At 62.3% G+C, this 23,264-nt stretch carries 25 protein-coding genes; 6 read left to right on the top strand and 19 right to left on the bottom strand.

What is annotated here, in order from left to right; all coding sequences use genetic code 11:
- The first annotated feature begins 47 nt into the window (after positions 1 to 47).
- From ygfZ to NKJ13_RS20900, 3 genes are all read left to right on the top strand, one after another.
- Entirely contained in the window at positions 48 to 908 is an 861-nt protein-coding gene (gene ygfZ, locus NKJ13_RS20910) for a CAF17-like 4Fe-4S cluster assembly/insertion protein YgfZ (RefSeq protein ID WP_352508516.1), read from the top strand.
- Positions 908 to 1,540, top strand: coding sequence for a YfbR-like 5'-deoxynucleotidase (locus NKJ13_RS20905; RefSeq protein WP_352508515.1), 633 nt, complete (start codon positions 908 to 910; stop codon positions 1,538 to 1,540). Before ygfZ ends, NKJ13_RS20905 begins: the two co-directional genes overlap by 1 nt.
- A gap of 64 nt (positions 1,541 to 1,604) precedes the next feature.
- On the top strand, positions 1,605 to 3,743 hold the full coding sequence (locus NKJ13_RS20900; RefSeq protein WP_352738137.1) for a putative bifunctional diguanylate cyclase/phosphodiesterase: 2,139 nt from the start codon (positions 1,605 to 1,607) through the stop codon (positions 3,741 to 3,743).
- A gap of 129 nt (positions 3,744 to 3,872) precedes the next feature.
- On the opposite strand, the gene NKJ13_RS20895 is transcribed toward NKJ13_RS20900, so the two are convergent.
- From NKJ13_RS20895 to NKJ13_RS20840, 12 genes are all read right to left on the bottom strand, one after another.
- Positions 3,873 to 4,145 (bottom strand): DUF3303 domain-containing protein, encoded by a 273-nt coding sequence (locus tag NKJ13_RS20895; protein ID WP_352508513.1) that lies wholly within the window; start codon positions 4,143 to 4,145, stop codon positions 3,873 to 3,875.
- 21 nt (positions 4,146 to 4,166) lie between these two features.
- Positions 4,167 to 5,630 (bottom strand): RimK family ATP-grasp domain-containing protein, encoded by a 1,464-nt coding sequence (locus NKJ13_RS20890; RefSeq protein WP_352738139.1) that lies wholly within the window; start codon positions 5,628 to 5,630, stop codon positions 4,167 to 4,169.
- Positions 5,627 to 6,733 carry a peptidase C39 family protein gene (locus NKJ13_RS20885; RefSeq protein WP_352738141.1) on the bottom strand — a complete coding sequence of 369 codons (1,107 nt, stop codon included), beginning with the start codon at positions 6,731 to 6,733 and terminating at the stop codon, positions 5,627 to 5,629. Before NKJ13_RS20885 ends, NKJ13_RS20890 begins: the two co-directional genes overlap by 4 nt.
- A gap of 208 nt (positions 6,734 to 6,941) precedes the next feature.
- Positions 6,942 to 7,733 carry an anti-sigma factor family protein gene (locus NKJ13_RS20880; protein WP_352738143.1) on the bottom strand — a complete coding sequence of 264 codons (792 nt, stop codon included), beginning with the start codon at positions 7,731 to 7,733 and terminating at the stop codon, positions 6,942 to 6,944.
- Positions 7,730 to 8,248, bottom strand: a complete 519-nt coding sequence (locus NKJ13_RS20875) for a sigma-70 family RNA polymerase sigma factor (protein ID WP_254820200.1) — start codon at positions 8,246 to 8,248, stop codon at positions 7,730 to 7,732. Before NKJ13_RS20875 ends, NKJ13_RS20880 begins: the two co-directional genes overlap by 4 nt.
- A gap of 197 nt (positions 8,249 to 8,445) precedes the next feature.
- Positions 8,446 to 8,694, bottom strand: a complete 249-nt coding sequence (locus tag NKJ13_RS20870; protein ID WP_352738146.1) for a type II toxin-antitoxin system VapB family antitoxin — start codon at positions 8,692 to 8,694, stop codon at positions 8,446 to 8,448.
- Positions 8,695 to 8,736: 42 nt separating this feature from the next.
- Positions 8,737 to 9,081 (bottom strand): ABC transporter substrate binding protein, encoded by a 345-nt coding sequence (locus NKJ13_RS20865; RefSeq protein WP_352738148.1) that lies wholly within the window; start codon positions 9,079 to 9,081, stop codon positions 8,737 to 8,739.
- 16 nt (positions 9,082 to 9,097) lie between these two features.
- Positions 9,098 to 9,634, bottom strand: a complete 537-nt coding sequence (locus NKJ13_RS20860) for an ABC transporter substrate binding protein (RefSeq protein ID WP_352738149.1) — start codon at positions 9,632 to 9,634, stop codon at positions 9,098 to 9,100.
- Positions 9,635 to 9,674: 40 nt separating this feature from the next.
- A complete protein-coding gene (locus NKJ13_RS20855; RefSeq protein WP_352778075.1) occupies positions 9,675 to 12,374 on the bottom strand; it encodes a DUF2339 domain-containing protein in 2,700 nt (899 codons plus the stop codon).
- Positions 12,375 to 12,624: 250 nt separating this feature from the next.
- Entirely contained in the window at positions 12,625 to 13,410 is a 786-nt protein-coding gene (gene recO, locus NKJ13_RS20850; RefSeq protein ID WP_352738152.1) for a DNA repair protein RecO, read from the bottom strand.
- Between the two features lie 128 nt (positions 13,411 to 13,538).
- Positions 13,539 to 14,708, bottom strand: a complete 1,170-nt coding sequence (locus NKJ13_RS20845; RefSeq protein WP_352738154.1) for a porin — start codon at positions 14,706 to 14,708, stop codon at positions 13,539 to 13,541.
- A 360-nt stretch (positions 14,709 to 15,068) separates the two neighbouring features.
- Positions 15,069 to 15,770 (bottom strand): antitoxin Xre/MbcA/ParS-like domain-containing protein, encoded by a 702-nt coding sequence (locus NKJ13_RS20840; RefSeq protein WP_352738155.1) that lies wholly within the window; start codon positions 15,768 to 15,770, stop codon positions 15,069 to 15,071.
- 349 nt (positions 15,771 to 16,119) lie between these two features.
- Between NKJ13_RS20840 and NKJ13_RS20835 the strand changes: the two genes are divergently transcribed.
- The 3 genes from NKJ13_RS20835 to NKJ13_RS20825 all read left to right on the top strand — a co-directional run bounded on the left by NKJ13_RS20835 (position 16,120) and on the right by NKJ13_RS20825 (position 18,535).
- Positions 16,120 to 16,923 (top strand): CPBP family intramembrane glutamic endopeptidase, encoded by an 804-nt coding sequence (locus NKJ13_RS20835; protein ID WP_352738157.1) that lies wholly within the window; start codon positions 16,120 to 16,122, stop codon positions 16,921 to 16,923.
- A 106-nt stretch (positions 16,924 to 17,029) separates the two neighbouring features.
- Positions 17,030 to 18,136 carry a winged helix-turn-helix domain-containing protein gene (locus NKJ13_RS20830; protein ID WP_352738158.1) on the top strand — a complete coding sequence of 369 codons (1,107 nt, stop codon included), beginning with the start codon at positions 17,030 to 17,032 and terminating at the stop codon, positions 18,134 to 18,136.
- A gap of 21 nt (positions 18,137 to 18,157) precedes the next feature.
- Positions 18,158 to 18,535, top strand: coding sequence for a hypothetical protein (locus tag NKJ13_RS20825; RefSeq protein WP_352738160.1), 378 nt, complete (start codon positions 18,158 to 18,160; stop codon positions 18,533 to 18,535).
- A 46-nt stretch (positions 18,536 to 18,581) separates the two neighbouring features.
- Here NKJ13_RS20825 and era read toward each other — a convergent pair whose 3' ends face one another.
- The 7 genes from era to pyrE form a co-directional block, all read right to left on the bottom strand.
- Entirely contained in the window at positions 18,582 to 19,508 is a 927-nt protein-coding gene (gene era / locus NKJ13_RS20820) for a GTPase Era (protein WP_023677765.1), read from the bottom strand.
- Complete coding sequence (gene rnc, locus NKJ13_RS20815) at positions 19,505 to 20,230, bottom strand: ribonuclease III (RefSeq protein ID WP_352738162.1); 726 nt, start codon at positions 20,228 to 20,230, stop codon at positions 19,505 to 19,507. The genes era and rnc overlap by 4 nt, the downstream gene beginning before the upstream one ends.
- A gap of 4 nt (positions 20,231 to 20,234) precedes the next feature.
- Positions 20,235 to 20,984 carry a signal peptidase I gene (lepB, locus tag NKJ13_RS20810; protein ID WP_352471047.1) on the bottom strand — a complete coding sequence of 250 codons (750 nt, stop codon included), beginning with the start codon at positions 20,982 to 20,984 and terminating at the stop codon, positions 20,235 to 20,237.
- 77 nt (positions 20,985 to 21,061) lie between these two features.
- On the bottom strand, positions 21,062 to 21,475 hold the full coding sequence (acpS, locus tag NKJ13_RS20805) for a holo-ACP synthase (protein ID WP_352738165.1): 414 nt from the start codon (positions 21,473 to 21,475) through the stop codon (positions 21,062 to 21,064).
- Positions 21,472 to 22,053, bottom strand: a complete 582-nt coding sequence (locus tag NKJ13_RS20800; protein ID WP_023677769.1) for a DUF2062 domain-containing protein — start codon at positions 22,051 to 22,053, stop codon at positions 21,472 to 21,474. Before NKJ13_RS20800 ends, acpS begins: the two co-directional genes overlap by 4 nt.
- A gap of 230 nt (positions 22,054 to 22,283) precedes the next feature.
- Complete coding sequence (locus tag NKJ13_RS20795) at positions 22,284 to 22,664, bottom strand: VOC family protein (RefSeq protein ID WP_352738167.1); 381 nt, start codon at positions 22,662 to 22,664, stop codon at positions 22,284 to 22,286.
- 13 nt (positions 22,665 to 22,677) lie between these two features.
- Positions 22,678 to 23,256, bottom strand: a complete 579-nt coding sequence (gene pyrE, locus NKJ13_RS20790) for an orotate phosphoribosyltransferase (RefSeq protein WP_352647483.1) — start codon at positions 23,254 to 23,256, stop codon at positions 22,678 to 22,680.
- Positions 23,257 to 23,264: the final 8 nt, after the last annotated feature.

Genomic DNA, 23,264 nt, shown 5'->3' with positions numbered 1-23,264 from the left:
TTACGTAATGACCGATAGTTTTGCAAGATCAGGCTCGTTTTCCCACCATGCCCTTTGCCTCGCTCAGAGATCGCGCACTCGTTTCCGTGTCCGGACCGGATGCCGAACACTTTTTGCAGAACATCCTGACCACCGACCTAGACGCGCTAGGCCGCGGCGAAGCAAAGCCCGGCGCCTTACTGACGCCGCAAGGCAAGATCCTTTTCGACTTCCTGATCTCGCGCGCTGGCGAAAATATTTTCCTGCTCGAATGCCGTGCTGAGACCACCGATGACTTCATGCGACGGCTGACGCTCTACAAGTTGCGCGCCAAAGTCGAAATTGCCAAGGCAGATCAGTCGGTTGTGACCGTCGTATGGGAAAGCGATTCAACTGCCTCGCAATTTGAATCCGCACCGGTTGCCGATGCGCGGTTTGTCGATGCTATCGTCACGCGCTTCTATGGTGGCGCCGCAGACAGCGGCGACCTTGCCGCATGGCAAGCCTTTCGCATCGCCAATGGCATTGCCGAAAGCGGCAGCGACTATCAGCTCGGCGACGCGTTTCCGCATGATGTGCTGCTCGACGAGATCGGTGGCGTCGGCTTCAAGAAAGGCTGCTACGTCGGCCAGGAGGTCGTCTCGCGCATGCAGCATCGCGGCACTGCCAGGCGCCGAGTGTTGATCGTCTCGGCCGAACGCCCCCTGCCCACTTCGCGCGCAGAGTTGGCCGTGGCGGGGCGACCAGTCGGCACGCTTGGCTCTACCGCCGGCACGACAGGCCTTGCCATTGCCCGCATCGACCGGGTCAAGGCAGCGCTCGACGCCGGCCTGCCGATCCTGGCTGACGACGTCGCTGTGTCGCTCGCCATCCCGTCCTGGGCGAAATTCAGCTTTCCGCAGGAAGCCGTCGGCGCGGAGGACGCCTGATGGCGGCCGACCGCGCCGGGGCGCCGCCGCGTGCCTGGCAACGTATGCTGTCCGGCCGCCGGCTCGACCTGCTCGATCCCTCGCCGCTCGACATCGAGATCTCCGATATTGCCCATGGCCTTGCCCGCGTCGCACGCTGGAATGGCCAGACCAGAGGCGATCACGCCTTTTCGGTCGCCCAGCATTCGCTGCTGGTCGAAACGCTTGTCGGCGAACTGATGCCGGATGCCGACGCTGACGCGCGGTTGGCGGCGCTGCTGCATGACGCGCCGGAATACGTCATTGGCGATATGATCTCGCCGTTCAAATCCGTGATGGGCGGCAGCTACAGGGATTGCGAGACCAGGCTGCAGCGCGCCATCCATCTGCGCTTTTCACTGCCGGCCGAACTCGACGCGGGGCTGCGCAAGGAAATTAAGCGAGCGGATCAGATCGCCGCTTATTTCGAAGCAACGCTGCTTGCGGGTTTTTCGACGGCAGAGGCGACCGAGTTCTTCGGCAGGCCGCGCGGTTTCAACGCCGAGCACTTCGATGTCACGCCGCGCTCGGTGACCTGGGCGCAGAATGCCTTTCTCAAACGGTTTGCGGCGATCGAAAAGTCGCGACGCCAGACTGCCGTTCCAGCCGGCTGAAAACGGTAAATTAACCGGCAGGGACAACAGTGCCGTGGTTAACCATGGTCCATAGGCTTGCCTCATGCCCGTTGCCGGTATCAAGGCTGGTTCATCCGTCCGCCGACGGAGGGCCAAAGGCGTTGGTCTGCCGCGACGGATCGAAGACGAGCTACGCGAACAGAACGAGCGTTTTTCGGCAGCGATCGAGAACATGTCGCATGGCCTGTGCATGTTCGATGCCGATGAGCGGATGATCATCTGCAACAGGAACTACATCAGCATCTTTCGCCTCGACGCCGAAGTGGTGCGGCCCGGCATCCGGTTTTTCGACATCCTCCAGCACAGCGTGGATATCGGCATCGCCTCGCAAAGCGCCGAGCAACTCTATGCCATCCGCAAGCCCTATATCGACCAGGCAAAACCTTCCACCTATGAGGAAACGCTTGCAGACGGGCGCATCGTCAACATTTCGCACCGGCCGCTGGCGTCAGGTGGCTGGGTCTCGATCTACGAGGACATCACCGAGCAACGGCGCGCCGAGCAGGAGTTGAAAGAGCAGCACCGCCGTTTCGACGCAGCACTTGCCAACATGTCGCAAGGCCTTTTGATGTACGATGCGGACGGCAAGCTGATCGTGCGCAACGAACGTTTCCTGGAACTTTATCATGTCAGGCCCGCCGACTTCCCGCTTGGCATGAGCCACCGTGATGCGTTCAAGCGGCTGCTGGAACTGGGCATTTATACAAAGCTCGACCCCGACAGCGAAATCTCGCAAATCGAAGCCTGCCTGCGGGCGGGGAAAACACACGTAACGCATCGTCATCTCGCCGACGGCAGGACGCTGCTGGTTGCGCGCCGGCCGATGAGCGGCGGCGGCTGGGTCGCGACGTTCGACGATGTCACCGAGCGCAGGCGTGTGGAAGAGCGCATGACCCATCTTGCGCACCACGACACACTGACCAACCTGCCCAATCGCTCGATGCTTCGCGAACGGCTCGACCAAGCCCTGAGCGAGACGAGAGACGGATCGCTGGCGATATTCTCGCTCGACCTCGATCACTTCAAGGCAGTCAATGATACTTGGGGTCACCCCGCCGGCGACTGGCTGCTGAAATGCGTGGCCGAACGGCTGCAACGGTGCCTGCGCAATGAAACGGACGTTGTCTCCCGCTTCGGCGGCGACGAATTCGTCATAATCCTGTTCAATCTCAAAAGCCCGGGCGACGCGGAAAAGCTGGCCAAACGCATAGTCGAGATCATCGGAAAGCCGTTTCGCGACAAGAGACACGACATGCGTGTCGGCATCAGTCTCGGCATCGCGCTGTTTCCGAATGACGGCAAGGACGCCGAGACTTTGCTGAAAAATGCCGATATGGCGCTCTATCGGGCAAAGAGCGAAGGGCGCAACCTCTACCGCTTCTTCGAACCGGCCATGGACGCGAGGGTGCGGGCACGCCGGGCGCTCGAAATCGATCTCAGGGCAGCGCTGTCGCGCCGCGAATTCGAGCTGGATTTCCAGCCGATCATGAACATCGCCTCCGGCGAAATCGTCGGTGCCGAAGCCTTGATGCGCTGGCGATCGCCGGTGCGCGGCCTGGTGCGGCCGGACGACTTCATTCCGGCCGCCGAGGAGACCGGGCTGATCGTGCCGCTCGGAGAATGGGCGCTGCGAAAAGCCTGCACGGCCGCGGCAGGCTGGGCGGCTTGGCGCATCGCAGTCAATGTCTCCGCCGTGCAGATCAAAAGCGGTACCTTTGCCCGCAGCGTCATTTCGGCACTGGCGTTCTCGGGCGTGCCGGCCAACCGACTTGAACTGGAAATCACCGAAACGGTGCTGATGGACGAGAGCGATCTGGTGCTCAAGACACTCAGGCAGCTACGCGATCTGGGCGTCCGCATCGCGCTGGACGATTTCGGCACCGGCTATTCCTCGCTGGGCTACCTCAGGCGCTTTCCCGTCGACAAGATCAAGATCGATCGCTCGTTCACCCGTGACATCGACAGTCGCGATACCGCGGCGATCGTGCGCACCATCATCGGGCTTGGCGCACAGCTGGGCATCACCGTCACCGCCGAAGGTGTCGAGACCGAAGCGCAGCTTGAATTCCTGCAAAAAGAGGGTTGTGTCGAGGCCCAGGGCTATTTGATCGGCGTGCCGTCAAAGGCGTCGGACATCAATCGGCTGCTGAAGTCGAGCGCGACGATCCGGCAGTCCGGCTAAGTGCGACAGTCTCGCGGAAGCGCGGGCAACCGGCTTAGATCTGCTTGAGATGACGCTCGATTCGCGTGTTAATTCCTTGATAGAGAAGGCGGAATTCAGGTGTGGCGAACCAGGAGGTTCCTTGCCGGGTCAGAGGTGCCCGTTCAATGCCTCAACCATATCCTTGTTCGTCGCCACAGGAACAATCTCGAATTCGACCAGATCCGCCCATTCGATGACCCACCGCTGCAGGAGCGTGATGTCATCGGCCTCCACCAGCAGGAAGCAGCGGCTCATATCCGCTGCGATCCAGCTGTGGTGCACGAGAAGCGCGTCCGGCTTCAGGCGGCCCTGGTCGCGGAAACGGCGGTAGATCTCCTTGCGGTCGCAGCCGCGAAAATCCTCGATCACGAAGAACAGCATCTTTTCCCCCACAATCGTATATCATCGCCCCGGCCTGTCCAGCCGCTCCAGGAACCACTGCGTCAGCCGCACCCAGACCTCGTCCTTTTCGCCAGAGTCTTCCCAGCCGTGGTCGAGGTTGGGGTTGTCGTTGACCTCGATGACGAAGACGCCGTCCCTAGTTTCCTTGAGGTCGACGCCGTAGAGGCCGTCGCCGATGCAACGCGCCGCACTCACCGCCGTCTCGACGACATGGGCCGGCGCTTCCTTCAGGGTGAAGGTCTTGATGCCGCCCTGGTCGGGCTTGCCGTTGGCCTTGTGATTGACGATCTGCCAATGTTTCTTGGCCATCAGATAATGGACAGCAAACAAGGGCTGGCCGCCGAGGACGCCGACGCGCCAGTCATATTCCGTCGGAATGAATTTTTGCGCGATCAGGAGGTCGGAATCCTCCAGCCATTCGGTTGCGAGCGTCTTCAGCTCGTCGAAGGTGCCGCATTTCTTGACGCCGCGCGAAAATGAGGAGTCCGGGATCTTCAGCACCAGCGGGAAGCCCAGCGTCTGTGCCGCAACTTCCAGGTCCGCGGTGCCGGCAATCATCACCGTCGGCGGCACCGGTACCTTGTTGTAGGTCATCAGCTCGTTGAGATAGACCTTGTTGGTGCAGCGGATCATCGACAGCGGATCGTCGATGACCGGCATGCCTTCCTGCTGGGCGCGGCGGGCAAAGCGGTAGGTGTGGTTGGAGATCGAGGTGGTCTCGCGGATGAACAGCGCGTCGTAGTTGGCGAGCTTGGCCAGATCCCGCTTGGTGATCGGCTCGATTTCGACGCCCATCTTTTCAGCGATCTTGGCCCAGTGGCGCAGCGACGAAATCTCCGACGGTGGCAGTTCCTCGTGCGGATCGACCAGCGTGGCGAAAGTGTAGCGCGCCGGCGTGCGGCCCTTGGTGTCGCGCCACTCGCGGTTGGTGTAGGTCTCCAGGCACTGGAGAAAGTGCGTTTCCTCGTCCTCGGTCATCCTGGCCAGGGGATGGAAGCCGATCTTGCGGATCGAGGCCCATTCGGCGCTGTCCCTGATGTGGACCTCGAGCGCAGGGGCACGGAACCAGTCGAACAGAAGTTTTGCGAAGCGGTCCCAGATCCTGGATGGTCCGATGCCGAAGAAGATGCAGACCTTCTGGGGAAAAGCGCCACCCAGATCCTTGCGGCACTTGTTGAGTGCGAGTTCGAGTTCCGGCAACGCGTGCTCATAGAGCTTGCGCTCCGACAGGTCGATCATCGTTTCGACCGTCGGGATGACCTTATGGCCGCGCGAACCAGCCAGCAGCGACGCGTAATAGCCGCGGCTCTGGTAGCCGTAATTGTTCGACAGGTTGATGACCTTCGGCCGCTGACCGCGAAACAGTGCCGGATGGGCAAGGTAGTCGCGATTGGTGATGATCTTGTGCGGCGTCGCCACTTGGTCGAGATCGTTCTGCCGGCCGGTAAGGATGACCCAGGTCATTGGCTATCGCGCTTTCCGAGAGTGATGGCGGCGCGCAATCCGTCGCGGCCGAATTGCGCCATGTTCATGAAGATGCCGTAAGGCACGGGAATGTTGGCAGCATCGAGGATCGTCTCCTGCCGCTCGCCCTCGACCCAGGGGTCGTGGATCAGGATATGATCGCCGTCGTCACCGATGGCCAATACCCAGTGCGGAACCTTCTTGCCGAACATCAGGAAGCCGCTGATCAGGACCAGCACCAGTTTTCCCTCTGCGATCGCGGTGCGAATGTCGTCAAGCCCGAATGAACGGTAATTCACCGGGATGCTGTAAAGTTCCGCGCGGCGGCGAAAGTCGACCTGCGCCAGCTCCATGACGCGGCGCTTGTCCTCGCTGCGCACCGACTGCAGGAACAGCGCGCCGTAGAAGGAGACATAGATCTCAGCAGCAAGCCCGCTCTCATAGCCGGCGACGGCAAGCCCGAACGGTTCGCAGCCGCCCGGCCCCGACATCATGAAAACGGTCGTCGCCTCACGCCACAGCCTGATTTCCATCACCGGATCCGGCACGAATCCGGGGCCGAAGTAAGCCATCGCCATCATCAGGCAGCATGGTCCGCAAGTGAATTCGCAAGTTTGCTGATAAAACGGCACTTCGGTGGCGACCGGAATGTCGCCGCGCAAGGTCTTTTCATAGCGCAGCGCCGTGGCGCCATCCTCGTAATAGTCCGGTTCGCGGCCGATCTTGCGGTAGCCGCTCTGCTCGTAGATCTGGATCGCGCGCGGGTTGTCTTCGCGGACTTCCAAACGAAGCATCATGCGGCCGTGCTCGAAAGCGGCGGCCTCGGCCTCTTCCAGCAGCAGCCGGCCAAGGCCACGGCCGCCGAAAAATGGACCAACGGCGATCGAATAAAGCCTCGCGACGCCGCTGCCCTTGCGAAACAGCACGACTGCATAGCCGGCGACGCGGCCATCGCTTTCGCCAACCAGCAGTTCGGCGGTGTCGCGTTCGATCAGTTGGCGAAAGGAGCGGCGAGAAATGCGATCGCTCGAGAAAACGGCTTTTTCGATGGCGGCGAGGTCATCGACGTCGGACGCGCGGGCCTTGCGAATCTCGGCAGGCATGCGGGCTCAGAAAACCTCGATTGGGTTGTGGAAACGGCCCTAGTCTAAACATCGGTCACACCAGCCGAAGTGCCAGCATTCAGCAAGCGCTATCGCACCTCGATTAGGGCCGAATTGTGACAGTTTTGACGGCAGGCAGGTCGCGCAAAGGCTTTGAACGACCTCCGTGTTTAGGCAACGGCGCGGCTCCGGAAGAGCGAGAGCCTGCTCAGCTTTGCAAGCCCGCCAAAAGCTGGCCATAGGCGCTCTTGGCCACTGCGGCCAGTTGCTCGCGCGGCAGCGAGCCGACGACGGCGCAGCCATAACCCTTGTCCAGCCAATAGACGGCCTCAGGACCATCGTCCTCCCCATAGGTGCCCCTGGCCTTGGCTGCCGATTCGGCGGTGACGAAGAGCGATATGCGCTCGCCCTTGACGTCCTCGTAAAGCAGCATCGCGGCCTTGCCCTGACCGGCGGGCAGCAGCCGGCCACCGACCAGTTGGAATCCTTGCGCGGCCAGATCCGGCGCGACGAGCTTCAGACCCACCTGGTTCGACAACCAGCTCTGCAAATGATCCTTGTCGCTTGCCGGCACTTCCACCGCATGCCGCGTTTCGGCGGCATAGATGACGTGGGCGGCGATCGCCTCTTCGGCAAGCTGGTCCTCGGCGGTATTTTCCAGGCCGAGGCGGCCGATGCCAGCAAGGTAGCCGCCAGCACCGCCAATCGCCAGGATGGCGGCAGCGGCGGCCGCAAGCCACCAACGCGAGCGCGACGGCGATACTCTGACCACCGGCGCCTCGCCAAGCACCACCTTGCTCAACCGCACCGGCACGGGTTCGTCCAGCACGCCATTAAAGGCTGCGCGCAACGCTTCCCGGTCGGCGGCGTAGCGTGCGCTCTTGGCCTTCATCTCGGCATTGGCCTCGAGCCATGCCTCATAGGCCGTCCGCTCGTCGCCCGGCAACTCGCCATCGAGAGCCATGTGGATGTCGCGTTCGGAGAAATCGCGCCGGCTCATTTCTCAACGATCCTTATCGAGCGGCGGCGCGCGGTATCATCCAGCAGCGCTCGCAGTTCGTCACGCCCGCGCGCGATGCGCGACATCAAAGTGCCAGCGGGCACTCCAAGGATGTTGGCGGCTTCGGCATAGGAAAACCCTTCGATGGCGACCATCACAAGTGCCGCGCGCCGGTCAGGGCTGATCGCCTGCAGCGCGTCGACGATCTCGCGCGAGGCGATGCTCTCGACCTGCTCGGCGGGTGCTGCCTGCGCCTCGCTTGTCTCGAGCGGCAGCATCGCCGCCTCGCCGCGTCGGTTCACCTTGCGCATCTGGTCGATGAACAAATGGTGCATGATCGTAAACAGCCACCTCCTGGGGCTTTCTCCTGTCTGCCAATTGTCGAGCCGCACAAGCGCCCGCTCGAGACAATCCTGGACGAGATCGTCGGCGGAATCGCGGTCGCGCAACAGCGAGCGTGCATAGCGGCGCAGACGCGGTATTTCACCCAGGATTGCTGCCTTCTTTTCGTCCATGACCGCTGGTTCTGGAGCCCCTGTCCGTGGTGATTGAACGCGCCTTTGCAGCGCGGCGCAAGCGGCCAGCGCGAAGCGGTCGGCCGCCCCGGTCACCCAAGCAACTGAATAACGCTGCCGGTGGCAGGTCTATTCCCGGGTTGCATCCGAAAGTTGAAAGAAATGCGTGGTGACGAATAGCGGCGTGTCGACAAACGTCAGTCTTCCCACATCTCGTCTGTGAATTTCTTCATATCGAAGTCAGGATTAGGCAGGCCGATCCTCATCGCCTCGGCTTGCAGCCTGGCAATCCGGTCGCGAAGCGACACATTGGTGCGACTGCGTTCGAGTTCGTGCACAAGCGCGGTCCGCACCGCCTCCGTTTTGCTTGGAGCGTCCGTCTGGCGCTGCAACATAGTCGCTGAAGCATCCACTTCAGGGCCTCGTATATGTATATAGAGTGCCATTTGATCCTATGTCTCCCTTGCTGCGGGTCAGCGGCCGCAGTACTATTCAATCACACGCACCGCTCTATTTACTATATTTGAAGGCACCGTTAGACCGAGCTTTCTCGCGGTCTGCAAGTTCACCACCAATTCGTGCTGGGACAAAGTCTGAATTGGTATGTCGCGGGGGCTCTTGCCATCAAGAATCTTCTTCGCGCACAGGGCCATGTGATATGTTGCGCTTCGCAAGCTGGTGCCGTAGCAGAACAGACCTCCCGCATCGATCTGCTCCCGCGCGAAGATGGTTGGCAAGCGACGCGCAAGGGCAAGCTCCGCGATTCTTGCGCGGAGTGCTGCAATAATCGGCTCCTCGAGGACGATGAGCGCTTCGACCAGTTCGCGATCCATCGCTGCAAAAGCGCCGTCAAGATCGGGCTGAGGCCCTATAATGCGGAGAACCTGCGGGTTCAGCCCAAATTTTTTGTATTGCCCCAGCATTGGAGGCTGACAGGCAATCGGACACCCCCTTATCGCTCAAGATCGCGATGCGGGAGAGCGCTGGTAAGACGGCTCGCAACAACTCGACATGCGTCCGCGCCTGGTTTGGATCGAAGCTGGTTACTCCTGTCATGTTGCCGCCGGGCTTCTCCAGGCTTGCGGCGAGGCCATCACTGACCGGATCGACGACGACAGAATAAACGACGGGGAGCTCCGTTGTCGCCTTTTGGACCGCACGCGCGGTTACCGCCCCGATCACGGCGATAAGGTCGACGTTCAGCCTAACCAGTTCCGTCGCCAGGGTGGGAAGCCTGCCCAAATCACCATTGGCCGATCGCTGCTCAAACCGAATGTTCCGGCCTTCGGCAAATCCCAGTTCTCTCAGCCCCTCCTTGAAGCCTTCGATTGGTCCCCCAGGGCCTGCCGTGATGATGCCGATCGTAGCTATGTCGTTTATGAGCAACGCGCTGTCCTCCAGGCTGGACCTTCTTGCAGTGGACGACCTAATTTACCTCTCTCGCCGCCCTTGTCAGCAGCCGCTGATAGAACAGGCCGATGCCGATGAGCACCGCCCCGAGGCCGATGAAGGACAGCGCCCGCAACACGCCTTCCAGTTCCGACATGTCGAAGATGAAGACTTTGAGCACGGCGATCGAGATCAGCGCCGCCGACGCTATGCGCAGCACCTGGGACTTCAGCCAGACACCGGCGGCGAGCAGCACCACGCCGATGACCAGCCACAGCGCCGAATAAGTATAGGTCTCAAGCTGGCCGAGACCGCTCCACAGTCCGATGAACTCACCCTTGAACAGGCGCCTGACCGACAGCGTGGCATAGGCAAAAGCGAGCACCGCCGCCACCACCGCCAACATCGCCGCATACCATTGCGGCCGCTTGTCACGGGAATAGAGTGCCAGTGCGCCTGCCGCGACCGCCGGCAAGAGATAGGCGAGGAACAGAAGGTTGAACACCGGAATGCTGCCCGTCGATTCATCCGTCAGCAACGGGTTCAGCGCCAGAAAATGCTGGAGGACGATGAAGGCGACCGAGACCGCGCCCGCTGCAATCGAGCCGTAACGCAGCACCTGACTTGGCGAGCGCATGTCGATAGCGACCAGGATGGCACCGGCACCGATGGCGATCAGCGTGTAGATCGCCTGTTCGGCAAGCGTCGCAGCAGCCGTATCGATGACGCCGCCATGCATGGCATGGCGCACCAGCATGGCGACGGTGAGCAGGCAAAACAGCGCGGCGCCGGCCTCCATCGCGAGGCGCGGTCGGCCATTGGTGGTTCGGGCAAGCTGCCAGGCGGCAAAACCGAAAGCGAGCGCCGGCACGCCATATCCAAGCAGCAGCCAGTTGAACACCGGCGTCTTCGACAGGAACTCGGCACCGACGATGGTCGGGTCGAAGGCAGCGCGACCAAGCACTGCAATCACCGCACCAACGGAAATCCAGCCAAGCACCGGATAGCTACGCCAGCGCGTCGCCAGCGCCGGCACGGCGGCGGCTGCTCCGAGCAGGATGGTTGTCCAGCCGGAACCAAAGGCCATGTGCAGCATCAGCAGGCCGGCAATCGCCGCGCCGCCGAGCGCGAAGGAGACAGCAGCGCCGCCGGTCAGCGGCGGCGCTTCGCCGCGCGCTATCCATTCGCCGCCGGCGACGAAGACGCCGACCAAAACGGCCGCGACCGCCGCATAAGCAAGGTCACGGTCGAGATTGCCGAAGGTAGACCAGAGCGCCAGCAGGATGACCAGTGGCGCGACAGCGCTCCAGGCCGCCCCTGTGGCGGCGCGCAGCCAGCCATGGGCCGCAAAACGGCGCGCTGCCCAAAAGCCGAGGCCGATGAAGACCAGGCCGAGAACGATGCCGACCCTGAGCATCAAGGCATCGGACGCCACAACCGGCATGCCGTCGACGCCAAGAGCGCCGCCCGAAAAATCGGAAGCGATCGTGGTCGGCGGAATGATGCCGAGATAGACCAGTACCGTCGCCAGCCCGGCGGCGTGCAGCAGTGCCAGCGCCCGCGGCCGATATCGCGCCACCGCCACCAGGGCTGCGACAAGGGCGGCACCCGGCAATGCACCGCGGATGGCGGCGAAGGCCGGATCGACGAACAGGGCCAGCGCCGAAAGCCCGACGAAGAAGCCCGGCGCGATCGACGGCCAATCGAAGCCGCTGCCGGCGACCGCTTCGTCGCGGCGGCCAAGCCAGACGAAGGCGAGCACGGCCAGTGTCACCCCGTCGATAAAAAGGATGACGGAAAGGTTCGTCCCCGGCGCTTCGGTCATGTAGAAGATGGTCCAGATGCCGGTGGCGACGAAGGCAGCGGCCATCAAAAGGCTCCAGTCGCGGATACGGGCGATGACGCCGGTGGCGACGAGCACGATCGCCAGATAGCCGAACAGCGCCCACGGATTGGGCGCCTGCGAGGCGACCAGCAGCGGCGTCACCATGGCACCGAGCAGGCCGACGCCGGCCAGCGCCTGACCGTGGACCAGGCTTGCCGCGATCGTCGCCACCCCGATGGCGCCGAGCAGCGTGAAAGCGAGCGTCGGGCCGATGAAGCCGTAAATGCTGTACGCGGCGTAGACGGTACCGAACAGGATGAAAGCGCCGGCGGCCGTCAGGATTGCCGGGATATAGGCACCGGCGGCACCTTGCACCGGCACCCTGAAGCCGGTGCGCCGGATGAACTCGCCGCCGGCGACCAGCACCAGCCCGAGTGCCGCCGCCATGGCGAGCCGCACGCGCGGCCCGAAAATGCCGGCCTCGATGGTGTAGCGGATCAGGAACAGGCCGCCCAGCGCCAGCGCGATGCCGCCGACCCAGACCGCCCAGCGAGTACCGAGAGCCGTTTCGACGTCGGACTGGCGAGCTGGCTTCGCCGCGGCCGCCGGTTGCGCCGACTCCGGCGCGGATGGCGCCGCGGTATCGGCATCGGCCTCTGTGGCTGATGCGACCGCTGCGGTCCCTGGCGATGCCAGGTCGGCTGCGGCCGCAAACGGTATTGCGGCATCCGCCGGTTTGCTGTCGCGTGCTGCCGGTTCCTTGGCTTGCGGCGGCAGCGCAGGCGTGCCCGAAAGCACAAGGCTGCGCAAGGCGCCAAGCTCGCGCTCGATCAGGCCGATACGGCTCTGCTGGCGTGAAATGATGACGAACATCGCGATGATGGCGACGAGGCCAATCAGGCTTTCAAACATGGCGGTTCCCCCAAACCAGGCCAGTTGTCACTGACATTCAATGTTCAGTGACATTCAAATGCGGCGGCCAAACGGCCGGTCCATTCAACGTGCCACCAGATCGGCCGCCGGAAAGATCGAGCATGTTTCAGTGCCGAAAGCCAGCAGCTTGCCGTTGACATCCTTCAGCGCCGCTTCCGAAACCGCCAGCATGCCGCCCTTGTGCCAAGGCCGAGCGGCGAAACGTTGCCGGGATAAGGTTCAACGTCGCTCATCTGGTGGTCTCCCCGGCGGTTTCTGCGGCGCTCGCCTTGCCGGATTCATGGCCGGGTGATTGATGCTTGCGCAAGGCGGCGAGAAACCCGGCGCGGGCGCCGGGAGGCTCGATGCCGCGCGGTTCGTAGACATGACGGGTCAAAAAGAAGCCGGTCAGCCGGAAGGCATCCTCGATCGCCGCCGGATCGGCGCGCAGGCCCGAACCGCGCTGCAGGAAGGCAGGCAGCGCCAGCATCTTGTCGCGCCAGGGCGCGCCCGCCGCCCGCGACACGGCGCGGCCGGATTTCGGCGAGACATAGGCAAGGTCCTGCCTGGTGCCGGTCGCCGCACACTGGCTGAGATCGAGGCCGAAACCGAGTTCGTCGAGGACCAGCAGCTCGAAGCGGGCCACCAGCTCGCCTGCGGCATCGGCATCGGCGAGATGAGCGATCATCACTGCAAGCGTCTCGTAAAGGCCGCCATGGGCGTCACGCTCGGGCAGAAGACGCAAATGCGCGGCCATCGTCTGCAGGCCGTAGACGGCAACGGCGCTGTCCATCAGCCGGGCGGCGTTCATCTCGATCGCCTCGACCTGGAAGGTACCGAGATGCTCGTCGAGCCGCGCCCGCCACAACAGGTCGACGCGATTGCCGGGCTGCAAGACCGGCTGCTGTTTGCGCGAACGGCCGCCGCGCACGAGGCCGAGATGGCGGCCATGCACGCGCGTCATCACCTCGAGAATGGCGCTGGTTTCGCCATGCTTGCGGGTGCCCAGAATGATTCCTTCGTCGCGCCATTCCATGACGAGAGCTTGTCACCGGTTGGATGGCGAAATCAAGATTAGGTCGTCAGATGCCCGAATCGTCCTGCCAGAAAATAGAACGGCCCGCAGCATTTGCACCGCGGGCCGCCTGTCAAATCTTCAGCTGATCAGAACGAGCGCTGGAAGCGGAGAATGCCGCCGACGCTGCTCTTCTTGTTGGCCTTGGTCCAGTTGTTGAAGTCTGCGTCTTCGAACTTTCCAGCATTGAGGTAATCGACTTCAGCCGTGACCGTAAAGCCGGGCACAACGGTATAAGCAACGTTAGCGGCGATGCCGAGGTTCTTCCAGTCGTCGTAAGAGACCTGGGCGTTGAACGAAGTCTTTTCGTTGAACTTGTAGGTGCCGCCGCCCCAGACTGCCCAATTGCCGCCCCACTGCTTGTAGAAGCCACGACCGCTCGCATCAATGGCGTTGCCTGCATTGTCGTTGAGGTTGTCGTCCGTGCCGTAACCACCCATGATGAACAGCGACAGTTCGTCGGTGGCCTTTACGTCCAAACGAACTTTGCCGGCCACTTCCTCGTAATTGCTGTCATAAGCGACGACGCCGGTGATCGCACCCCAGTCGCCCTTGTACTTCAAGCCGCCGACGACATGCGGAATATAGCTGTCGATGGTGCCGACGCTGCCGGCGCCTTCTTCGAGCGAGACCAACCCCGAGAAGCCGTTGCCCGCGTCGAAGTAATACTGAACGACGTTGCTCTCCTGGCCGCCATACGGAATCAGCGTATCCTGGATGACGGCGCCGGCATAACCGATGAACGTATCGAAAGCCGTATCGTCCTTGCCGACACGCAGGCCGCCGAGCTGAATCCAGGCGTAACGCAGCGAAAGAGACTTGTTGCGGCCCTGCCAGTCGTTGGCATTGGAGGCTTTTTGATTAAGGTAGTCGCCGCTGCTGTTGCCGAAGTTGAAGCGGGTCTCGGTGTAGGTCTTAAGCGTACCGAGCTCAGTCTCCTGACCGGTCCAGGTCTTCAGCGTAAAGCGGGCGTTCTTGTAGTAGGTCGAATGAGTGTCGTCGCCTTGATGGTCAGGGACATGGTTGACGCCATCGAGCGAGCCGGCATCGCCGACGCCGATATCATAGCGGACATAGCCGCCGATGCGCAGGCAGGTCTCGGTGCCCGGGATATAGAAGTAGCCGGCGCCGTAGACGTCGCAAATCTTGACGTATTCTGCCGGTTCCGGCTCGGCGACCACAACAGCGTCGGCGGCGCGCGCGCCGGAGACCGCGACGAATGCCGCGGCTGAGCCGAGAAGAAGGCTCTTGATATTCATTTTCTGACCTCTCCAGTCAAAGTTAAAATGGCTTGGATTCATGGGTTGAACGGCTGAACGCCTCACCCACGTCGAAAAAGGCGCGCACCGCACCCCTCTTCAGGCGGCGAACATACTCATCCGAATTCCAGTCTCAATGACGATTCCAAAAATAATCGATATTTGCATAACAGAATAAATCAATGTTGCACAAATATCACTTCATATTTTCTTCACATTTTCCCTCGGCACAAACGAGACATTGTCACAATTGTACGAAAAATATACTTATGCTGTTAGCCGGCAAACCGATCGGAATCCGACATACATTCCTTTCACGTGTTCTTTTTCGGAGTAGACTTCTAACGTTTGGCAGCGAGATCAAGCCAACTTCGCCATCGCTGCGTTCTGTGCGGCAAGAACGACTTCCGCCACCAGATCCTGCTTGAGCATTTCAATGGGAGTACGTCCGGCGAGGCCAGGCGCGGGGCCGATCAGCCACGCCCAGGCACGCCGCGGATCGGGCATCGCGGACGACACCTCCTTGATACCCGGCGCGGGCCTGCCGTCGACGAACTGCGCCAAAGGAAATACATGTTTGCGGCCACCGGTGCGCAACGCAACGACCGTGCCGCTCCGCTGCCAGCGATGCAGGGTCGAACGCGATATGCCGAGATTTTGCTGCAGGAACGTCGACCCGGCGACCCGACCGGCCCAGTCCTCGACCCGCATCGCGTCGAGGTCGCCGCTTCCAGCCGGCTGGACGTCCGTCCTTTGGCCTCTATGCGCGCTCGACAGACGCGTTCGGGCACTGCGCTCCGCAGCTTCGGCCGCCAATATCCGCACGAAACGCGACGCCATGCCGGGTAATCTTTCCTGCATGGTGTCGATCGCACTGATGTCGGCCGGCGCAAGCAAAGCGACGGCGGCGGCAACGGCGCCGGCGACCCTGCCCGCTGCAACGACCGCATCGCTGTTCGTCACCTTGCCTTGCCGCGCCAGCACGCGCTCGATCTCAACAGCGACGGCGTTTGCAAACTCGATCTGACGGATGGGGTCGATGCTATTCCAAGTCCCGGTCATGTCCTGATCTGGCTGTTTGCCTGCCGGTTCCGGTTTGCTCGGAAGCGGGGGTCTTCGCACAGCCTATAGGCAGGGTGTATGACGGAGAGACGACGAACGGGAACGCTGGACGACCGCAGTGTCGGCAGGCGTTCCAACCGGTCTGACCGGCCGGTTCTGCATGAAATATCGGAAATTTCTCAGAACCCGCTCAGGATTTCGCGTAGCGCCGGTGCCAATAAGAAACGGGTCGACCGAGGTGGTCGGCGCATAGCCTCCCGGAATGATTCGGCCGGCTGTTCAAGATGCAAATCGACCGATTGGGCAGCCCGGCGACCTCCCATTGTCATCTGCCCGTGAGAGGCCCGACATGACTTCTTTCCTGCGCCTGGTGCGGCAGCATCAGTTGGCTGCCTTCTTTTCGTTGGCGCTTGCCCTGACCTGGTTTGCCTTCATCCCATTCTACCTATCGAATGGCGATTGCATTCCCTGGTTTACCTTCGGCCCGATGGTGTCCGGATTCGTCATCGCCGCCCTTTCCGGAGGCTGGGCTTCGGTCAAGGCCATTCTCGCTTCCATGGTGAAGTGGCGGGTATCTCCGCTCTGGTATCTGGTGGCATTCAGCCTGCCATTGGGCACGCAGCTTGCCTCGATCCTGGTCAATCCGCTGTTCGGCTCGGCGACGCCGGCCTGGGGCAACATTCCAGCCGTCACTGAGATACTGCCGATCATCGCGCTCTATGCGGTCTTCAGCGGCCCGCTTGGCGAAGAGCCGGGATGGCGCGGCTTTGCGACACCGCGTCTGTTGGCCAAGCATTCGGCGCTGGCCGGAAGCCTGATCCTCGGCGCGATCTGGGCGATCTGGCATTTTCCGCTCGGCCTGGTCGGCGATCTCAGCCTCTATGGCACGATCAACGTCGTGCTGGCGGCAGTGGTGTTCACCTGGCTCTATCAGAACACCGGCAGTGTGCTTCTCGCCATTCTGATGCATGTCACCCATCAGAACAGCGTGCGCTTCCTGGGCAAGGCGTTCATCGACGCCGACCATGTGCAGCAGCAATGGATCGATGTTGCGATCTGGGCGATGGCTGCGATCGCGATCGTTGCCGTCTACGGCACCGAGAGCTTCGTCCGCAGGCCGGCAACGCAGCCCGCCCTTGCTGGCGCCGTCTAATTTGCGGCGTCCAAATCCAAAGCGCCGCTTTCGGCGGCGACAGACCTTGACCTAGCCCTCCAGCCGTAGGCCAATACAGGCACGGCTTCAGGGAGCGGCCGTTTCGATGGCGGGTTCGGCCACTGACCAGGTTTTTCAGTTTGGCGGTTTCACGCTCGATCTGGGCAAAGGTACGCTTGGCCGGGCCGAACAGCCGGCCTTCCTGCGGCCGAAAGCCTACGCATTGCTGACGCATCTCGCCCGCCATATCGGCCGTGTGGTGCCGAAGTCGGAATTGATGGATGCGGTCTGGCCGGGTGTTTTCGTCACCGAGGATTCGCTGACGCAGTCGATTCGCGAGATCCGCAAGGTGCTCGGCGAGGAAACGATACGGACCGTATCGAAGCGCGGCTACATGCTGATCCCTGAGCCGGTGCCCGAACCCGGCGCCCAGCCGATCGTGGCGGTGCTCAGATTCCGCAATGACGGCGCCGATCCGGCCGACGAAGCGATCGTCGATGGTATTGCCGAAGACATTATCAATGGCCTCGCCCGCTTCGGCACGTTGACGGTGCTGGCGCGCAACTCGAGCTTCTCGTTTGCCTCCTATTCGCCTGGCGAATGGCCTGTGGTGCGTTCGTGCATCGGCGCCGACTATGTCGTCGAGGGCTCGGTGCGGCGGCAGGCAGACAGCATCGTCTGTGCGGTCAATCTCGTTGACGCAGCCAGCGCTTCCCAGCTCTGGGGCGATCGCTACCAGGCCGATTACGCCGGGCTGTCCGCGATCCAGCAGGAGATCGTCGAAAAGATCGTCGGCCGGCTGGTGGTTCGGGTGAACAATGCCGGCCTGCAACGTGCCTCGCGGCAGCCGGTAGCCAGCCTCGCCGCCCATGAACTGGTGCTGCGCGGCGTCGCCTTGCTGCGCGATCCGGCGCAAAGCGAACTGAAAGAAGCGGCGGCGTTTTTCGAGGCTGCGATCGTCAGGGACCCGGCCCATGGCCTTGCCTACACCTATCTGGCGCTGTCGCATGTGCTTAACAGCGAATTCGGACCGAGCAGCGACGCGGTGCTGACGAAGGCCCGCGACCTGGCCGACCGGGGCATCGCATTGTCGCCGGACCAGGCAACGGCACACCGCATCCAGTCGCTGGTGCGGCTCAATATGCGCGACCACGAGGCGGCCGAGCATCATTTACGCATCGCGCTCGAGCTCAATCCGGGTGACGCAGACTGAATCGAGCAGATGGGGCATCTGTTGACGATGCGTGGCCGGCCGCTCGACGCGCTCGCCTGGCTGGCGCGCGCCATCCGCATCAACCCGCTGCATCCTCATTGGTATCAGTACGATCGCGCGCTCGCGCTATACATGCTGGGCGAATACCGCACGGCTGCCGAGGCGCTGGAGCTGGCGACGCGACCGACGCCGTGGATCCGCACCCGGCTTGCCGCCTGTTACGCTCAGTTCGGCGACATGCAAGCGGCAAGGCGCCAGGCTGCGCTGATCAACGCCGACGGCTCCGATTTCTCACCGCTCGACTATACAAGAACGGGCATCCCGTTCGAAAACGCGTCCGACGCCGAGCATCTTGCCAACGGCGTGTCGTTGGCACTTGGGGACCGCTCAGAATCTTGAGACGACCAAGAGACAGCTCGACCGATCGGCCAAATCTTTGGATAGCTCAGTGCGGAAATTCGAGCCCCATCTCGCGGTAGCGCTCGGGATCGTCGCCCCAGTTCTCGCGCACCTTGACGAACAGGAAGAGATGCACCTTCTGCTCGAGGATGCCTGCGATTTCCATGCGCGCGGCCTGGCCGATGGCGCGGATCGTCTCGCCCTTATGGCCGAGCACGATCTTCTTCTGGCTGTCGCGCTCGACATAGATTGTCTGGTCGATGCGCACCGACCCGTCCTTCTTCTCTTCCCATTTCTCTGTCTCGATGTGGGAGGAATAAGGCAGTTCCTGATGCAGCCTGAGATAGAGCTTTTCGCGGGTGATCTCGGCTGCGAGCTGGCGCATCGGAAGGTCGGAGATCTGGTCTTCAGGGTAGTACCAGGGTCCGGCCGGCAGGGTCTCGGCGAGATAGTCGAGCAGGTCCTTGCAGCCGGACCCCGTCAGCGCCGAAACCATGAAGGTGCGCTTGAACGGCACCCTTTCGTTGGCTGCCGCCGACAATGCAAGCAACGTCTCGTGCTTGACCCGATCGACCTTGTTGAGGATCAACACCATCGGCTGCCGGACATCCTTCAGCCGCTCGAGGATGGCATCTGCATCGCCCCGGATGCCGCGCTCGGCATCGATCAAGAGCAGCACGATATCGGCGTCCTTGGCACCGCCCCAGGCTGTGGTCACCATCGCGGTGTCCAGCCGGCGCTTCGGCTTGAATATGCCCGGCGTGTCGACGAAAACGATTTGCGCGTTGTTGTGGGTGGCAATGCCGCGCACGATGGCGCGCGTGGTCTGCACCTTGTGTGTCACGATCGACACCTTGGCGCCGACCAATTGGTTGACCAGCGTCGATTTCCCCGCATTGGGCGCGCCAATCAGCGCGACGAAGCCGGAGCGGGTAGCGGGCGCTTCTGTTGCTGGAGCTTCGGTGGCGGTCATGCGGCACTCCCTTGATCGAGCCAGACGCCTTCCCGCTGCAGAAGTGCCGCGGCTGCAGCCTGCTCCGCCTCGCGCTTGGAGCGCCCGCTGCCGGTCGCCGGCGGATAGGCGCCGACCTTGACACTGACGGTGAACAGCGGATCGTGGTCCGGTCCCTCGCGGCTGTCGATTATGTAGACCGGCACTGCGCCTGCCGCCTGATGCGCCCACTCCTGGAGTTCGGTTTTCGCATCGCGACGGGCGGCGTCAATGGCTTGCGAGCGCGGCTGCCAGTATTTGTGGATAAAGGCACGGGCCGCTTCCAACCCTCCGTCGAGATAGAGCACGGCGATCAGCGATTCCAATGCATCGGCGCGCAGATTGACGCGCTTGCGCCCGTCGAGGCCGCGTACGTCCGAACCGGCGCGAATGAGTTCCGGCAGGCCGATCTCCTCGGCAATTTCCGCCAGGGCTTCAGCGTTGACCAGAGCGTTCAATCTCAGCGACAGCTCACCCTCGGCGGCGTCGGGAAATGCCGCCAGCAGCATATCGGCAACGACAAGGCCGAGAACGCGGTCGCCCAGGAATTCGAAACGTTCGTAGTCGACGCCGGCGTGACTGCCGCGAGCGCTGGCATGGGTCAGCGCCCGCTGCAGGCGCTGATGGTCGCCAAAACTGTGGCCGGTGCGCTCCCTGAGCGCCTCGGCGAGCGCATCGGCGGTCAGCCGTTTCGTCGCCGCCATGGCCCTAATTGACGAAATGGAACAGGCGCGAGGCGCGCATCAGTGACGGCCATTTCCAGATTTCGAGCGGGCTGGCGCTGCCGCCGATCGAGAAGAAAATGAGGTTGGCGCGGCCGACCAAATTCTCGTCCGGCACGAAGCCGACGGTGAAGCGGCTGTCCGACGAGTTGTCGCGATTGTCGCCCATCATGAAATAGTGACCGGGCGGCACCTTGAACTCTTTGGTATTGTCGCCGATCGAGGCCTGCGTCAGGTCGAGCGTGTCGTAGCTGACGCCGTTCGGCAGCGTCTCGCGATAGACATCGACCGGCCCGTTCTCCTCGGTGATGTCGCGGTTGTCGATCTGCCCGACCTTGACGCGCGGCACGCCCACGTCATTGATGAAGAGCTGGCCATCCTTGACCTGGATCTTGTCGCCCGGCAGGCCGACGACGCGCTTGATATAGTCGACGGAAGGGTCCGGCGGAAACTTGAACACCACCACGTCGCCGCGCTTCGGCTCTGAGCCCCAGATGCGGCCCGAAAAGATGTTCGGCCCGAACGGCAGTGAATAGCGGGAGAAGCCGTAGGACCACTTGGTGACGAAGAGATAATCACCTTCGAGCAAAGTCGGCCGCATCGACCCGGACGGGATCGAGAACGGCTGGAACAGGAGCGTGCGGATGACCAGCGCAAGCAGCAGGGCCTGGACGATGACGCTGACGGTTTCGCCAAGTCCGCCGGATTTCTTCTGGGTTTTTTCAGCCACGCTCATGTCGTCCTCGATTGTGCGTTGGATGGTATAGAGTCTCGGCGCGCGCTGGGCAACGTCATGCCGGTGGTCAGATGCAATCAATGTGGCGCTTCTTCGACCGGCAACGCTTCAATGATCACAAAGGCTTGAGCGAGCGGAAAATCATCGGTGATGGTGAGGTGGATCACCGCGCGGTGCCCTACAGGCAGAATTTCGTCCAGCCGCGCTGCCGCCCCATTGGTCAGCGCCATGGTCGGCTTGCCGCTGGCCAGGTTGACGACCCCCATGTCGCGCCAGAACACACCCTGCGCCAGACCGGTACCCAGTGCCTTGGCGCAAGCTTCCTTGGCAGCGAAACGCTTGGCGTAGGAGGCCGCACGCGCCGCACGGTTTTCGGAGCGCGCCTGTTCGATCTCGGTGTAGATGCGCTGGATGAAGCGTTGGCCATGGCGTTCCAGCGACTTCTCGATGCGTCTGATGTCGATGAGGTCGCTGCCGATACCGATAATCATTCGGCGGGAACTTCCGGCCCGGTTTTTCCAGCCTTTGCCGCTCTTTCGGCCAGACGCTTGCGGCGCTGCTCGTGGAAAGTGACCATGCCCCAGCGGGTGATGCCGTAAAACAGCAGGCCGAAAACCAGGCCGAGCGGTATTGCGCCAATCGTCATCGGCTTCAGCACCGGTCCCCACAATTGCGCAAAGGAAAGATTATGCAGCATGTCGCCGAGATGCGCGGGCGGGCCATGCGCCGGCAGGTGTTCATGCAGGATCAGCTTGCCGACCTCCCAGGAGGCGGCCCATAGCAGCGGAAAGGTCAGGGGGTTGCCGAAGACCGTGCCGAGTGCTGCCGCGACCAGATTGCCGGCGATCAGCCAGCACAGGATGGCAGCAATGATGAAGTGAAAGCCAAGCGGGAAAAACGACGCGAATACGCCCGCCGCAACACCGGCGGCCACGGCATGCGGCGTGGCCCTAAGCCGCAGGATGCGTTTGGAGAAATACCGCAGCGAGCGCGAGAACGAGCGGCGCGGCCACAAATAGGTACGCACCCGCTCGAAAAAACCATCAGGCTTGCGCCGTCGAAAAAGCACTCTGTTCCTGTTCCTAGTTCCGTCGATGGCTTCACGCCGGCCTTTCCAGCCAAGCGCGACAGCCTATGCTGCGCTCTGCGGTCGCCGAAAAGCAACTACGACTTTGATATAGCGACGCGCTGGCCGAAGAACAACGAGGCCGACGGCATCCGCTCGGTGGCCGCTCGCGCCGGCCCTGGGTGTCGCCGTTCTGAACAGGGCATGATCGCGGCGAATTTAAGGAGCGTCACTCAGGATCGATATTCGCTGACCTCGACGAGGTTGCCGTCCGGATCGCGGAAATAGACCGACATCATCGCGCCCCGAGCGCCGACACGCTCGACCGGGCCGACCTCTATCACCACACCATTGGCGGCGAGGTTGGCACATATCTCGGCGAGCGGCCGGGCAGCAATCAAGCAGAAATCTCCGGAGCCCGGCGTCGGCGCCTTGGCCTTCGGCTCGAAGGTACGCCCGACCTGATGCACATTGATCTTCTGCGTTCCAAACAGCAGCGCCGTTGGTCGGTCCGGCTCGTCGAGGCGCTTGAAGCCAAGCACGCGCTGATAGAAGGCGCAGGTATTGTCCACCGAACGAACCGTCAGCACGAAATGATCGATGCCGGCAATCACGGCAGCGCCTCAGTCATATATTGCGGCTGCCGGGCTTGATCGCCGGTATGGCGGCGAGTTCGGGCGGCAGCCTGTCGGCCGGATAGGCCGGAACTTCATATTCGGCGAGCGCGATCAGCGGCACGCCGACATCGGTCTTGCCGGCCGAGCGGTCGATGATGCATGCGGCGGCAACGACTTCGGCGCCAAGGCCGCGCAGGCAGTCGATGGTCTCGCGGATCGACAGGCCGGTGGTGACGATGTCCTCGACAATGACAACGCGCGATCCCTTGGCGATCTCGAAACGGCGCAGTCTGAATTCGCCCCCTTCCCGCTCGACCCAGATCGCCGGCGCACCAAGATGGCGCGAGGTCTCATAGGCCGGGATCAGCCCGCCGATCGCCGGGCCGACGACGTAGTCGATCCTGCCGGGCACGTCAGTGCGGATCTTTTCGGCGAGCGCCTTGCACAATCGCTCGGTCTTGTCGGCATGCATGAAAACACGCGCTTTCTGCAGAAAGACCGGGCTGCGCAGGCCCGACGTCAGGATGAAATGCCCTTCGAGAACGGCGCCGGCCTCGCGGAAAATGCCCAGCACTTCATCGGTGTTCATCGTTCACT

This window comes from Mesorhizobium sp. M0174 (genome assembly GCF_040322275.1).
Lineage (GTDB): Bacteria > Pseudomonadota > Alphaproteobacteria > Rhizobiales > Rhizobiaceae > Mesorhizobium.
Note: the sequence above shows the minus strand (reverse complement) of the source record. Positions and strands in the feature narration are given on the sequence as shown.

Excerpts from the sequence above, each read along its gene's own strand:
- ygfZ (WP_352508516.1), top strand. The coding sequence starts at position 48 with ATGCCCTTTGCCTCGCTCAGAGATCGCGCACTCGTTTCCGTGTCCGGA.
- NKJ13_RS20905 (WP_352508515.1), top strand. The coding sequence starts at position 908 with ATGGCGGCCGACCGCGCCGGGGCGCCGCCGCGTGCCTGGCAACGTATG.
- NKJ13_RS20900 (WP_352738137.1), top strand. The coding sequence starts at position 1,605 with ATGCCCGTTGCCGGTATCAAGGCTGGTTCATCCGTCCGCCGACGGAGG.
- NKJ13_RS20895 (WP_352508513.1), bottom strand. The coding sequence starts at position 4,145 with ATGCTGTTCTTCGTGATCGAGGATTTTCGCGGCTGCGACCGCAAGGAG.
- NKJ13_RS20890 (WP_352738139.1), bottom strand. The coding sequence starts at position 5,630 with ATGACCTGGGTCATCCTTACCGGCCGGCAGAACGATCTCGACCAAGTG.
- NKJ13_RS20885 (WP_352738141.1), bottom strand. The coding sequence starts at position 6,733 with ATGCCTGCCGAGATTCGCAAGGCCCGCGCGTCCGACGTCGATGACCTC.
- NKJ13_RS20880 (WP_352738143.1), bottom strand. The coding sequence starts at position 7,733 with ATGAGCCGGCGCGATTTCTCCGAACGCGACATCCACATGGCTCTCGAT.
- NKJ13_RS20875 (WP_254820200.1), bottom strand. The coding sequence starts at position 8,248 with ATGGACGAAAAGAAGGCAGCAATCCTGGGTGAAATACCGCGTCTGCGC.
- NKJ13_RS20870 (WP_352738146.1), bottom strand. The coding sequence starts at position 8,694 with ATGGCACTCTATATACATATACGAGGCCCTGAAGTGGATGCTTCAGCG.
- NKJ13_RS20865 (WP_352738148.1), bottom strand. The coding sequence starts at position 9,081 with ATGGATCGCGAACTGGTCGAAGCGCTCATCGTCCTCGAGGAGCCGATT.
- NKJ13_RS20855 (WP_352778075.1), bottom strand. The coding sequence starts at position 12,374 with ATGTTTGAAAGCCTGATTGGCCTCGTCGCCATCATCGCGATGTTCGTC.
- recO (WP_352738152.1), bottom strand. The coding sequence starts at position 13,410 with ATGGAATGGCGCGACGAAGGAATCATTCTGGGCACCCGCAAGCATGGC.
- NKJ13_RS20845 (WP_352738154.1), bottom strand. The coding sequence starts at position 14,708 with ATGAATATCAAGAGCCTTCTTCTCGGCTCAGCCGCGGCATTCGTCGCG.
- NKJ13_RS20840 (WP_352738155.1), bottom strand. The coding sequence starts at position 15,770 with ATGACCGGGACTTGGAATAGCATCGACCCCATCCGTCAGATCGAGTTT.
- NKJ13_RS20835 (WP_352738157.1), top strand. The coding sequence starts at position 16,120 with ATGACTTCTTTCCTGCGCCTGGTGCGGCAGCATCAGTTGGCTGCCTTC.
- NKJ13_RS20830 (WP_352738158.1), top strand. The coding sequence starts at position 17,030 with ATGGCGGGTTCGGCCACTGACCAGGTTTTTCAGTTTGGCGGTTTCACG.
- era (WP_023677765.1), bottom strand. The coding sequence starts at position 19,508 with ATGACCGCCACCGAAGCTCCAGCAACAGAAGCGCCCGCTACCCGCTCC.
- rnc (WP_352738162.1), bottom strand. The coding sequence starts at position 20,230 with ATGGCGGCGACGAAACGGCTGACCGCCGATGCGCTCGCCGAGGCGCTC.
- lepB (WP_352471047.1), bottom strand. The coding sequence starts at position 20,984 with ATGAGCGTGGCTGAAAAAACCCAGAAGAAATCCGGCGGACTTGGCGAA.
- acpS (WP_352738165.1), bottom strand. The coding sequence starts at position 21,475 with ATGATTATCGGTATCGGCAGCGACCTCATCGACATCAGACGCATCGAG.
- pyrE (WP_352647483.1), bottom strand. The coding sequence starts at position 23,256 with ATGAACACCGATGAAGTGCTGGGCATTTTCCGCGAGGCCGGCGCCGTT.